The sequence below is a fragment of the Variovorax paradoxus EPS genome (genome assembly GCF_000184745.1).
Lineage (GTDB): Bacteria > Pseudomonadota > Gammaproteobacteria > Burkholderiales > Burkholderiaceae_C > Variovorax > Variovorax paradoxus_C.
The window spans coordinates 5,632,513-5,645,418 of the sequence record NC_014931.1 but is presented as its reverse complement, the minus strand read 5'-3'; the positions used below and the strand labels follow the sequence as shown (position 1 = coordinate 5,645,418).

Genomic DNA, 12,906 nt, shown 5'->3' with positions numbered 1-12,906 from the left:
TGCAAGGTCACGATGAATAAGAAACCGCCAAGGAGCGCCGCATGAACGAAGTGGGCCGACACGCCACGATGAGCGAATCCGATGAACTGGCCGCGGTGCGCCAGGTGCTGCAGGAGCGCGCCGAAGAACCGGGGGCCTTGCTCCCGATCCTTCACGACGTGCAGGACGCGCTGGGCTACATCCCGCCGCACACCGTGACGACGATCGCCGAGGGCGTGAACCTCTCGCGCGCCGAAGTGCATGGCGTCATCACCTACTACCACCACTTTCGCTCCGCACCCGCGGCGCGCCACGTGATCCAGATCTGCCGGGCCGAGGCCTGCCAGTCGATGGGTGCCGATGCGCTCTTGGCCCACGCGGAACTGCGGCTGGGCTGCAGCGCACATGGCCATTCGAAGGACGGCAACTTCACGCTGGAGCCGGCCTTCTGTCTGGGCCTGTGCGCGTCGTCGCCCGCGATGACGATCAACGAAGAACCGCACGCGCGCATGACGACGCGTTCGTTCGATGCGCTGGTGGCGCAATACGGAAGCTGCGCATGAGCCTCACCATCTATGTCCCGCGCGACTCGGCCGCACTGGCGGTCGGCGCTGAGCGCGTGGCCGAGCGCATCGCACAAGAGGCCGCCATTCGCGGCGTGTCTTTCGGCATGGTGCGCAACGGCTCGCGCGGTCTCTTCTGGCTGGAGCCGATGGTCGAGGTGAGCACGCCCGCCGGTCGCGTGGCCTATGGCCCCGTGACCATCGACGACGTGGCCGACCTGTTCGACGCCGGCTTCGCCGAAGGCGCGCAGACGCACCCGCTCTCGCTCGGCCTGACCGACGAGATTCCGTACCTGAAGAAGCAGGAGCGCCTGACCTTTGCACGCATGGGCATCACCGATCCGGTGTCGGTTGCCGACTACGAAGCGCACGAAGGCTATGCGGGCCTGCGCCGTGCACTGGGCCTCAAGCCCGAGGAAGTGGTGCAGCAGGTGCTCGACTCCGGCCTGCGCGGCCGCGGCGGCGCAGCCTTTCCGGCGGGCATCAAGTGGAAGACGGTGATGGCCACGCCGGCCGCGCAGAAGTACATCGTCTGCAATGCCGACGAAGGCGACTCGGGCACTTTCTCCGACCGCATGACGATGGAGGGTGACCCGCTCATGCTCGTCGAGGGCATGACCATCGCGGGCATCGCGACCGGCGCGACCAAGGGTTATGTCTACATCCGCTCCGAATACCCGCACGCCATCGCGACGATGAACGAGGCGATCCGCGCGGCCGAGACTGCCGGGTTCCTGGGCGACAACATCCTCGGCTCGGGCCGGACCTTCTGGCTCGAAGTGCGCAAGGGCGCGGGCTCGTATGTATGCGGCGAAGAAACCGCGCTGCTCGAAAGCCTGGAAGGCAAGCGCGGCATCGTGCGCGCCAAGCCGCCGCTGCCGGCCATCACCGGCCTCTTCGGGCAGCCGACGCTCATCAACAACGTGATCACGCTCGCGAGCGTGCCGCTGATCCTTGCGCGCGGTGCCGAGCACTACCGCGACTTCGGCGTGGGCCGTTCGCGCGGCACGCTGCCGATGCAGCTGGCCGGCAACATCAAGCACGGCGGGCTGGTGGAGAAGGCCTTCGGCGTCACGCTGCGGGAGCTGCTGTACGACTATGGCGGCGGCTCCGCCTCGGGCCGGCCGATCAAGGCGGTGCAGGTCGGCGGGCCACTCGGTGCGTACCTTCCCGAATCGCAATGGGACCTGCCGCTCGACTACGAGGCCTACGCGGCCGTGGGCGGCACCGTGGGCCACGGCGGCATCGTGGTGCACGACGACACGGCGGACCTCTCGAAGCTCGCGCGCTATGCGATGGAGTTCTGCGCCATCGAATCGTGCGGCAAGTGCACGCCGTGCCGCATCGGATCGACGCGCGGCGTCGAGGTGATCGACAAGATCCGCGCGGACAACAAGCGCGTGGAGCACGTCATCCTGCTGCGCGACCTGTGCAACACCATGGTCCACGGTTCGCTGTGCGCCATGGGCGGCATGACGCCGTTCCCGGTGCTGTCCGCACTCGACCATTTCCCACAGGACTTCGGTCTGGTGGTTCCCGATCGCAAGGCTGCTTGAGCGCGTCGCTCGCACCGCACCGCACAAGCAGCAGGAGACAAGAACACATGCTCGACCATCTGAAAGAAATCGACTACGGCACCCCCAAGCGCGAATCGACGCGCGAAGTGACGCTGGAGATCGACGGCAACGAAGTCACCGTGCCCGCGGGCACCTCGCTGATGCGCGCGGCGGTGGATGCCGGCATCAACGTGCCCAAGCTCTGCGCCACCGACAGCCTGGAGCCCTTCGGCTCGTGCCGCCTGTGCCTGGTCGAGATCGAGGGCCGCAAGGGCTTTCCGGCCTCGTGCACCACACCGGCCGAAGCCGGCATGAAGGTGCGCACGCAAACGCCCAAGCTGCAGGACCTGCGCAAGGGCGTGATGGAGCTCTATATCTCCGACCATCCGCTCGACTGCCTTACCTGCTCGGCCAACGGCAACTGCGAGCTGCAGGACATGGCGGGCGTCACGGGCCTGCGCAACGTGCGCTACGGCTTCGACGGCGCGAACCACCTGAAGGACCAGAAGGACGAGTCGAACCCGTACTTCACCTACGACCCTTCGAAGTGCATCGTGTGCAACCGGTGCGTGCGCGCCTGCGAGGAAACGCAGGGCACCTTCGCGCTGACCATCAGCGGCCGCGGCTTCGAGTCGCGCGTGTCGCCGGGCCAGGACGAAGCCTTCATGGAATCGGAGTGCGTGAGCTGCGGCGCCTGCGTCGAAGCCTGCCCGACAGCCACCTTGCAAGAGAAGTCGGTCATCTGGCTCGGCCAGCCCGAGCACAGCATCATCACCACCTGCGCCTACTGCGGCGTGGGTTGCGCCTTCAAGGCCGAGATGAAGGGCAACGAGGTCGTGCGCATGACGCCGTGGAAAGACGGCAAGGCCAACGAAGGCCACTCCTGCGTGAAGGGCCGCTTCGCCTGGGGCTATGCGACCCACCAGGACCGCATGCTCAAGCCGATGATCCGCAAGAACATCAGCGACCCGTGGCAAGAGGTGAGCTGGGACACCGCGCTCAACTACGCTGCCGGCGAATTCAAGCGCCTGCAGGCCAAGTACGGCAAGGATTCGATCGGCGGCATCACGTCGTCGCGCTGCACGAATGAAGAAACCTACCTCGTGCAGAAGCTGGTGCGTGCGGCCTTCGGCAACAACAACGTCGACACCTGCGCCCGCGTGTGCCACTCGCCCACGGGCTATGGTCTGAAGCAGACGCTCGGTGAATCGGCCGGCACGCAGACCTTCAAGTCGGTGGAGAAGGCCGACGTGATCATGGTGATCGGCGCCAATCCGACCGATGGCCACCCGGTGTTCGCCTCGCGCATGAAGAAGCGCTTGCGCGAAGGCGCCAAGCTGATCGTGGTCGATCCGCGCCGCATCGACATCGTGAAGTCGCCGCACGTGAAGGCCTCGCACCACCTGCAGTTGAAGCCCGGCACCAACGTGGCCGTGGTCACCGCGCTCGCGCACGTGATCGTGACCGAGGGGCTCACGGCCGATGCCTTCATCGCCGAGCGCTGCGACACCGCCTCGTTCGCTGCGTGGAGGGATTTCGTCGCGCAGCCCGAGCAATCGCCCGAGGCCACCGAGAAGGCCACCGGCGTGCCGGCTGCCGAGATGCGCGCCGCGGCCCGCTTGTTCGCGAGCGCCGCCAACGGCGCAATCTTCTACGGCCTCGGCGTGACCGAGCACAGCCAGGGCTCCACCACCGTGATGGGCATTGCCAACCTCGCGATGGCCACCGGCAACGTCGGCCGTGAAGGCGTGGGCGTGAACCCGCTGCGAGGCCAGAACAACGTGCAGGGCGCGTGCGACATGGGCTCGTTCCCGCACGAGCTGCCGGGCTACCGCCATGTATCGGACAGCACCACGCGTGCCTCGTTCGAAGCGGCCTGGGGCGTGACCATCGACCCGGAGCCGGGCCTGCGCATTCCCAACATGTTCGACTCCGCCATCGGCGGCGGCTTCAAGGGCCTGTACTGCGAAGGCGAGGACATCGTGCAGTCGGACCCCAACACGCAGCACGTGGCCGCGGCCATGATGGCGATGGAGTGCGTGGTGGTGCAGGACATGTTCCTCAACGAAACCGCCAAGTACGCGCATGTGTTCCTGCCGGGTTCGTCGTTCCTCGAGAAGGACGGCACCTTCACCAATGCCGAGCGCCGCATCTCGCGCGTTCGCAAGGTGATGCCGCCGAAGGCGGGCCTCGCCGACTGGGAAATCACGGTGAAGCTCGCAGAGGCGCTGGGCTACCCGATGAACTACAAGAGCCCCGAAGACATCATGGCCGAGATCGCCGCGCTGACGCCGACCTTCCACGGCGTGAGCTACAAGCGCCTGGACGAACTCGGCAGCATCCAGTGGCCCTGCAACGACGACGCGCCCGACGGCACGCCAACGATGCACATCGATGCCTTCGTGCGCGGCAAGGGGCGCTTCATCGTCACGCAGTACGTGGCGACGGACGAGAAGGTCACGCGCAAGTTCCCGCTGCTGCTGACCACCGGGCGCATCCTGTCGCAGTACAACGTGGGCGCGCAGACGCGCCGCACCGACAACAACCTGTGGCACGGCGAAGACCGGCTGGAGATCCATCCGCACGATGCGGAGGAGCGCGGCGTGAAGGACGACGACTGGGTCGGCATCCAGAGCCGCGCGGGCGAGACGGTGCTGCGCGCCACGGTGTCCGAGCGCATGCAGCCGGGCGTGGTCTACACGACCTTCCACTTCCCCGAGTCGGGCGCCAACGTGATCACCACCGACAACTCCGACTGGGCCACCAATTGCCCCGAGTACAAGGTGACGGCCGTGCAGGTGATGCCGGTGATGCAGCCCTCGACCTGGCAGCAGGAGTACAGCCGCTTCAACAAGACGCAGCTCGACCTGGCGACTGCTGCTTCGGCGACGGACCGCAGCAACGAGACGATCCCCGCGAAGTAGGGAAGCAAGCGCGCCGTGAACAACATCGCCACCCTGCCGGCCGCCGAAGGCGCCGACACCTTCTGCGAAGGCGCGCTGCTCTTGCCCGTGCACGGCGTGCGCGGCGGCGAGGCCTATGCGGTGCAGGACTGGGTGGCCGAGGAAGTGCCCGTGGCGCTGGAGTTCAACGGCATCTCGCACGCGGTGATGCTCGCGACGCCGCTGGACCTGGAAGACTTTGCGCTCGGCTTCTCGCTCGGTGAAGGCATCCTCGATGCGGCGCACGAGCTCTATTCGGTGGACATCGCGCCCTCGGACCTCGGCATCACGGTGCGTCTGCAGGTGTCGAGCGCCGCGTTCAACCGCCTGAAGCAGCGGCGCCGCACGATCGCGGGCCGCACCGGCTGCGGCCTGTGCGGCACCGAGAGCCTGGCGCATGTATCGCGTGAACTGCCGGTGCTCGGCGATGCGGCTGTGGCGCTGGAACGCCAGGCGATTGCGCGCGCGATGTCGCAGTTCCAGTCGCTGCAGACGCTGCAGCAGGCCACCGGCGCGGTGCATGCGGCGGCGTGGTGCTCCGCCGAAGGCGAGGTGATGTGGCTGCGCGAAGACGTGGGCCGCCACAACGCGCTCGACAAGCTCATCGGTGCGCTCGCGAGCAATGACATCGACGCGTCCACCGGCTTCATCGCCGTCACCAGCCGCGCGAGTTTCGAGATGGTGCAGAAGACCGCGATGGCGGGCGTGCCGCTGCTCGCTGCGGTGTCGGCGCCGACTTCGTTCGCCGTGACCACGGCGGAACGCGCGCGGCTCACGCTGGTGGGCTTCGCGCGCAAGGACGACCTGGCCGTCTACAGCCATCCGGAGCGCGTGACGACGGCTGGGCGGGAACTCTCATCCACATCGACCGGGCGCCGCGCGCACTGACGCGAGCTGCCGGCAAGCTACTTCATCTCTTCAAAGGCAGTGCATGCACGACCACGATCCGACGGCGCAACTGGTCAAGATGGCCAACCAGATCGGCAGCTTCTTCCAGGCCCAGTCGCCCGACAACGCGACGATGGCCACGGACGCGATCGCGGCGCACCTGAAATCGTTCTGGGCGCCGAGCATGCGCATGCAGTTGATCCGCGCGCTCGAAGCGGGCGGCGCGACGCACCTGATGCCGATCGTTGCGTCGGCCGTGCGCAGCCATCGCGCGAACCTGCTGCCGGGCGGGGCGGTCGAGCTGGCTGAAAGGAAAGAGCAGTTTCCGCCGGGGGGCGGCGACGCGGGGTAGGTAGGTCCCGGATCAGGTGAGGCTGGTGCGCCTCATCTGCTGCTGCTCCGTGTATGACTTCAGCAGCGCCTCATAGCAAAGGCACAGCGGCATCGCGATGAACACCATTCCCGCGACGTAGATCACCAGGCTCAGCACGGGGAAGTTCTCGCCGCCCCAGTGCGGGATCGACGTGGCGATCGCCAGAAGCGCGACGACCGCGATCACCACATGCAGCGCGCTGCGCACGAGCGCGATCCGCGAGGACGTCGGCGCGTCGTACATCCGACGGTCGTGCACCGGGCTGTGGTCGCCCTTGTCTCCATCTTTTTTCATCGTCGCTCCTCGGTGAAGGCGTCAACGAATTGTTAACTCCGGGTTCGGCCCGGTCAAGATCGAAGTCCCTAGTACATCGCCCCAGAGATTTCGAAACACGAAAGCGCGTCTTCGCCCCGATGGCGGCGTTGCAAATCCTCGCGATACCTACGGGTATCGCTGCGGTTTGCGCCTTGCCCTCGGCGCGAATCCATCGCTTTCGTCATGTTTCGAAATCTCCGGGGCGACGTACCAGGATTTCGATCAGTCGTACTTCAGGGTGTAGATCAGGTCGAGGCCGCTGGTCTGGCCCGCCTGTCCGCGCAGCGTGAGGCGTGTCGTCAGGTCGTAGAAGATGAAGAGCGTGCCGAAGGTGCCGCCGACGCTGCGTTCGTAGGTCACGTAGAAATCCTTCGACAGCCGCTTGCCCAGCGTGACCGCCGACTCGCGCAGATCGCCGCCGCTGCCCGGGCCCTTGAAGCCGAGTTCGTCCAGGCCGAAGCGGCTCGCGAGGCTGCCGCCGCTGCCGGACTTGCCGATCTTGCCCAGCACCGCGAGCGCGGCCTGCTGCAGCAGCGCCGACTCGCCGCCGCTGGTGGCCGAAGCGCGCCCGAGGATCACCCACGAGAGCGTTTCCGCATCGGAGAGCGCGGGCTCCGAATAGAGCTTCACGCGCGGCGATTGCGCGCTGCCCGAGATCTGCACGCCCGCGCGCTGCGAGATGTTCGGGCGGATCGCGAGGATGTCCAGTTGCGGATTGTCGAAAGGCCCGTTGAAGCGCGCCACGCCGGTTTCCACATCGAGCTGCTGGCCGTAGGCGCGGTACTGGCCCTTCACGGTCTTCACCTCGCCGGTGATGCGCGGCGGCGCATTGAGCTTGGTGCTGCGGATTTCCAGGTCGCCTTCGAGCCGCGTCGTGATGCCGCGGCCCTGCACCGCGAAGTCGTCGCCGAGGTCGAAGTTCACGACGATGTCGGGCGGCTTCGCGGTCTGCGGCTTGGCGGCCTGCGCATCGGCGCGGGCCGATTCGCGCTGCGCGGCCTCGGCCGCTTCGCGGTCCTTGGCGGCCGAGCGCACGACCACGTCGGTGCCGAGGCTCGGCGCGGTTTCGTCGGGCAGGATGATGACGGCGCGGTCGGTCTTGAGCTTGCCGCGCACGGTGAACTGGCCGGCGTCGAGCCGCGCCTGCAGGTCGCCCGAGAGCGTGACCTGCCGATCGGTGCGCACCAGCACGCGCAGCGCGCGCAGTTCGCCTTGCAGCGCCATGCGGATGCTCGGCGTGGCGGTGCCCGGTGCGGCGCCCCAGCTCATGTCGCCGCGCGCCGAGAGCGAGCCGCCATCGGTGCCCGCCTCGCTCGCCGCGGTGCTGCGGTTGCCGCTCTGGCCGCCAATGCGGGCCGAGCTGCCGGCGCCGCCCTTGAGCGTGAACTCGGTGATCTCGATGCGGTCGCCGGCGAGGCTGGCGCGCAGGCGCCCGTCGCGCAGGTCCAGCCCTTCGACCGGTGCGCGCAGCGCGAGCTTGTCGGCGCCGAGCGTGCCGTTCCAGCGCGGCGCGGCGCGGTTGCCCGAGAGCGTGGCGTTGGCGTCGAGCGTGCCGGCGATGCGCCAGCCCGGCGGCGCGAGCATCGACCACACACCCAGGTTCGGCAGCGTGGCCTTGATGCTGCCGCCCAGCGGCGCATCGGGTGCCCACTGCCAGCCGCCGGCGCGCTGCGTGACGCGCGTGTTCATGTCGGCGTTGATCTTGCCGGCGCGTTCGCTGTCCCATGCGAGCGTGGCGCGCACGGCATCGCCTTCGGCGTCGAGCCGCAACTCGGCCTGGCGCAGGCCCGCGGGGGTGCTGGGCGAATCGGCGCCGCCCGCCGAGGCGGAATTCATCGTGCGCTCGCTCGCCGTGCCGGTGCCGGTGCTCGTGATGCGGGTAACCAGCGCGGCCTCGCCAGCCTGCACGCGGATGTCGCCGCTCTGGCGCGCGATGCGGGCCTTGGCGCGCAGCGTGTCGCCGGCGTCGATGTCCCAGTCGCCGTCGAACATCAGGTCGCCGCTGATGCCCAGTTCGCTGAGCGTCGAGCTCGCACCGAAGGCGCCGGCCCAGGCCATCGGCAGGCCCTGCATCTGGCCCTTCGACTGCACGCGGAACACCTTGTTGGGCGCCGCGCCGCTCTGGCTGAAGCGCAGCGGCTGCCAGTCGATGCGCACGGTGCCGGGCACTGGGCCGCGCAGCGTGGCCGAAGCGGCGGAGGCTTCGACGTCGAGGCGGGCCGGATTGCCGCCCGCGCGGATGGTGGCAGTGACTTCGCGGCTCAGCTCCACGATCCACGGGTTGCCTGGGCGCGCGCTGTCCTGTGCCTGCAGGCGCAGGCTGGCGAGGGCGGCGCGCCACTGGTTGGCGCCGGCAATGCCGCCGCTGGCACGGGTGTCGAGCGTGATCTTCTGGGTGCCGGTGGTGGCTTCGCCTTTGAGCGTGAGCGCGGCTTGCGCGAGGCTGCCGGAAAGGTCGGCCTGCAGTTCGCGCAGTTGCACCGCGGTGGCGGTACCGCCCGGCTGTGCGGCCGGCAGGTTGAGGTCGAGGCGAGGCACGGTGAGCGCGGCCTTGAGCGTGGGCTCGGCGATGCCGCGTTGTGCCGGTGCGTTCGCGTTCTCGATGCGGCGCTGGATGGTCCGCCAGCCGCCTTGCCAACTGGCGTCGAGCCGCGCCGAGCCCTTGGCCGTCGTGCCTGCGAACACGCCCGAGAGACCGGGCAGGCCTTCGACCCAGCGCTGCAGGGTGTCGGCATCATCGATGCGCGCCTTGATGTCGCCTGCGCCCGCGTCCGGCGCGATGCGGCCTTCGAGCTGCGCGCCGCCGCCGGGCAGCACGAGGTTGAGCTTGCCGCTCGCGGCCTGTTCGGCCACGCGCACCTGGAGCTTGCCGTCGACGCTCGCGCGCTGGGCTTCGATGCGCAGCGTGCGCAGGTCGAGCACCTGGTCTTTCCACTGGCCCTGCGCCAGCGCGCGGTCGAGCGCAAAGCCGGGCAGCGACTTGCTGCCCGCGCCGCCTTCGGCCTTGAGCGATGCGTCGAAGGTGATGGTGTCTTCGCGCTGCTGCGCGGTGACCTGGCCGCTGACGGGCGCGCCGGCCAGTTCGCTGTGCAATGCGCCGGGCCGCACGCTGCGCACGGTGGCGCGAATCTGCCAGGGCGCGGGTGCGGGGCTCCAGCGGCCCTCGGCATCGATGCGGCCGCCGCCGGCGCGCACCGTGGCTTCGGGGATGGTCCAGTTGGTGCCGTCGAAGCCGACGCGGCCTTGCACCTGCTCGACCGGGAGCTTCGATCGGTCCCACGGGCCGGGCAAGGCGTTGCGGATGTCGGCCGAGGCCTTCCATGCGGACGCGCCCGCGTCCGGATCGGGTTCGACCGAGACGGTGCCGGTGAGCTGGGTTTCGGGTGCGCCGGGCCAGAGACTCGATGCATCGACATTGCTGAGATCGGCCTTGGCGTCGATCACCGGCTGCGGCAGCCAGGGCGCGATCTGCGCCTGCAGCTTGGCTTCCATCGGCGCATCGGCGTTCTCTTCGGCGGGCTTGAGTTCGGCGGCGACCTGCAAGCGCGCAGCCGTGCCGGCGAGCGTGCCCTTCACGGTGGCTTGCGCGATCACGTCGATGTTGTGGTCTTCGGCAAGCGGCGCCTTCACGCGGCCATCGAGCGCTGCATCGATCGCCATCGGCGCGGGGCCCTGCAGCTTGATGCGCGCGCTGTAATGGCCATCGGCAATGTCGACGCCCTTCACTTCGAGCGCGTGCTCGGCGTTCTTGTAGACGTAGCTGCCGGTGAGGTTCTTCGCTTCCAGCACGGGTGGGCCGGCCCAGCGCACCTCATCGATGCGGAAGGGCACATCCACATCGACCGGCAGCACAAGCTGTTCGAGCGGCTGGGTCGGTTCTTCGCTCGGCGCACCGCGCTTCTCGATCAGCACCTGCTTCGCATGCACCTCGCCGAGCTGCACCTTGCGCTGGAAGAGGGGCGCGAACTGCCAGCCGATGGTGGCGTCGTTCACCTCGACGGCGATGCTCTCGCTCTGGTACTTGAGCCAGCCGATGTGCCCGCCGGTGCGCAGGGACCCGGTCACGTCGCGGCTCTCGAGCGTCTGGCCCGCGGGCAGGCGCTGCGCCGCTTGCGCCAGCGCGAACGCGAGCGAGGTGTTCGAGCCCAGCCACCACCACGCGCCCGCAACGAGCAGCAGCACGGCGAGGAAGAGGCCCGCGAAAGTCCATGCCAGCGCGCGCATGGCTCGGCGTGCGCGCGAGCGCTTGGCCTTGACCGCGGGTGGCACGGGCGGCGTGGGGTTGGAGACGGCTTCTTCGTTCGACATCGAATGCGGTGCGGTCAGAAAGTGAAGCCGAGGCGAAAGTGCAGGCGGAATTTCTTCGTGTCCACGCCGTAGGCCAGATCAGCCTGCACCGGCCCGACCGGGCTGCGCCATCGCGCACCCACGCCCACGCCCACCTTGGGCTTGAGCTCGCCGGGCTTGTCGGCCACGGCGCCGGCATCGACGAACACCACGCTCTCCCATTCGGTGAGCTTGTTGTTGTAGACGAAGGGGCGCTGCCACTCGACGCTCGCCACGCCGAGGTAGCGGCCGGCCACCGTTTGGCCATCAGCGCGCACGGTGCCGATCTGCTTGTAGCTGTAGCCGCGCACGGTGGTGTCGCCGCCGGTGAGGAACATCAGCGTGGACGGGATCTGCGCGGAGTCTTTCGCCGACACCGCGCCGGCCTCGACGCGCAACTGCAGGCGGCTGCGGCGCGCGCGCGCCTCGGTGTCCTCGGCCGAGCCGAGCGGCAGGATGCCCAGCCCGCGCACATAGGTGCGGGTGAAGGGCGTCTGCTCGCCCGTGAGCGTGTAGCCGGCCGCGAGTTCGAGCGCGAGCGCGTAGCCGCGCGTGGGGGCCGAGTTGTTGTCGAAGTAGCGCCCGGTCCAGCCCCAGTTGGCTGTGACCGCCGAGGCCGAGGGCGGTGCGTCGATGCCGCGGTTCTGCGCGTAGTCGTACTGCAGGAAGTAGCTGCGGTCGATGTGGTCGCTGGACTTGTTGCGCCCGCCGCGCAGCCGGCCGCTGTCGACGATGTAGCTGCCCGCTTCCTCGCGCTTGAGTTCGGCGCCGGAGAACCAGCGCCAGCCCTTGTCGTCGGGGATCGCGTTCCACTCGGTGCCCAGCGACTTGATGTCGTTGTCCACCGAGAGCCGCGAGACCGCGCGCCAACCCAGCAGCGGAATCTGGTTGTGGATGTGGTCGATCGACAGGCGCGGGCCGTTGTCGGTGGTGAAGCCGGCCCCCAGCACCACCTTCTGCAGCGGCGCCTCGCGCAACTGCGCGATGACGGGCGCGGCCAGCGGGTTGCCGCTCTCGGTGTCGAGCGTGAGGAACACCGAGTCGTAGTAGCCGCTGCTGGCCAGGCGCTGCTGGGCGTCGAGCAGCTTCTGCTGGTCGTAGTCGGTGCCGCTGGGCAGGCGTGCGATGCGGCGCGCGCCGTCGGGGTCGTAGCGCGAAAGGCCCCGCAGCACGAGCGGGCCGAACTTGTAGGCGGGGCCCGATTGGTAGGTGACGCTAAGGCGCGCCTCGCTGCGGTCGGCATCGACCTCGGCGCGGCTCACCTCGATGTTGCCGGTGGGGAAGCGCTTGGCCGTCAGGCTGCGCAGCGCGGTGGTCTTGGCGTCGTCCCAGGCCTGCTGGGTGAAGGGCAGGCCTGCGCGCAGGGCCCAGCCGGTGCGGATCGAGTCTCGCTGCGCCTCGGCGGTGGCGTCGTCGGCGATAGCTCCGGCATAGCTGATCTGCACATTGCTCACCTTGGTGGGCTCGCCGGGCGCGACGGTGATGACGATCTCGCGAGGGGCCTTGGTGCTCTCGGGTGTCTCGTTGAGTTCGAGCGTCAGCGTGGGGGTGAAGTAGCCGAGGGTGCCGAGCAGTTCGCGCGCATTGGCTTCGGCGGCGACCATGAGGCGGGAGATTTCCGTCGCGCCGAGGTCGTCGAGTTCGCGGTAGCGCTGGATTTCCAGATGAAGCGTGAGGTAGTCGCGAACCGCTTCAGGCCCTCGCACGTCGACGGTGAAGGCGTCGCGCTTGTCGACTTTCTTCTCGTCCTTGCTGCTGTCCTTGGCGGCGGTGCTGTCGGCATCGCCGCTGCGCACGAGGCCGGTCACGGGCTTGCCCTCGGTGCTTTCTTTTTTCGGCAGCAAGCTGCAGCCTTGCAAAAGAAGGACGCCACAAAAAAGCAAAGCCGGCCACCACGCCGGCGAAGAAACGGAAACCACCCTGACCATGGGCGGATTCTGACAGCAAGATTTGTCCGTTCCTGA

8 protein-coding genes are annotated in these 12,906 nt (G+C 68.5%); 5 read left to right on the top strand and 3 right to left on the bottom strand.

From position 1 onward, the window contains the following. Positions 1-41 precede the first annotated feature (41 nt). From VARPA_RS25870 to VARPA_RS25850, 5 genes are read left to right on the top strand one after another with little or no spacing between them, the layout of a single operon-like run. On the top strand, positions 42-542 hold the full coding sequence (locus tag VARPA_RS25870) for a formate dehydrogenase subunit gamma (RefSeq protein WP_013543546.1): 501 nt from the start codon (positions 42-44) through the stop codon (positions 540-542). Continuing rightward, positions 539-2,098, top strand: coding sequence for a formate dehydrogenase beta subunit (locus tag VARPA_RS25865; protein WP_013543545.1), 1,560 nt, complete (start codon positions 539-541; stop codon positions 2,096-2,098). The genes VARPA_RS25870 and VARPA_RS25865 overlap by 4 nt, the downstream gene beginning before the upstream one ends. Positions 2,099-2,145: 47 nt before the next feature. Further along, the gene (gene fdhF / locus VARPA_RS25860) at positions 2,146-5,022 is read left to right on the top strand and encodes a formate dehydrogenase subunit alpha (RefSeq protein WP_013543544.1); all 2,877 of its coding nucleotides are present in this window, start codon (positions 2,146-2,148) and stop codon (positions 5,020-5,022) included. Between the two features lie 15 nt (positions 5,023-5,037). Further along, positions 5,038-5,928: a formate dehydrogenase accessory sulfurtransferase FdhD gene (gene fdhD / locus VARPA_RS25855; RefSeq protein ID WP_013543543.1), complete on the top strand. Its 891-nt coding sequence runs from the start codon at positions 5,038-5,040 to the stop codon at positions 5,926-5,928. Positions 5,929-5,971: 43 nt separating this feature from the next. Next, positions 5,972-6,280: a formate dehydrogenase subunit delta gene (locus tag VARPA_RS25850; protein WP_013543542.1), complete on the top strand. Its 309-nt coding sequence runs from the start codon at positions 5,972-5,974 to the stop codon at positions 6,278-6,280. A 12-nt stretch (positions 6,281-6,292) separates the two neighbouring features. Here the strand turns inward: VARPA_RS25850 and VARPA_RS25845 are convergent, their stop codons facing one another. The 3 genes from VARPA_RS25845 to VARPA_RS25835 form a co-directional block, all read right to left on the bottom strand. Beyond that, entirely contained in the window at positions 6,293-6,595 is a 303-nt protein-coding gene (locus VARPA_RS25845) for a hypothetical protein (RefSeq protein ID WP_013543541.1), read from the bottom strand. Between the two features lie 243 nt (positions 6,596-6,838). Beyond that, positions 6,839-10,924: a translocation/assembly module TamB domain-containing protein gene (locus VARPA_RS25840; RefSeq protein ID WP_013543540.1), complete on the bottom strand. Its 4,086-nt coding sequence runs from the start codon at positions 10,922-10,924 to the stop codon at positions 6,839-6,841. Positions 10,925-10,938: 14 nt separating this feature from the next. Then, positions 10,939-12,870 carry an autotransporter assembly complex protein TamA gene (locus tag VARPA_RS25835; protein WP_041943060.1) on the bottom strand — a complete coding sequence of 644 codons (1,932 nt, stop codon included), beginning with the start codon at positions 12,868-12,870 and terminating at the stop codon, positions 10,939-10,941. Positions 12,871-12,906 lie beyond the last annotated feature (36 nt).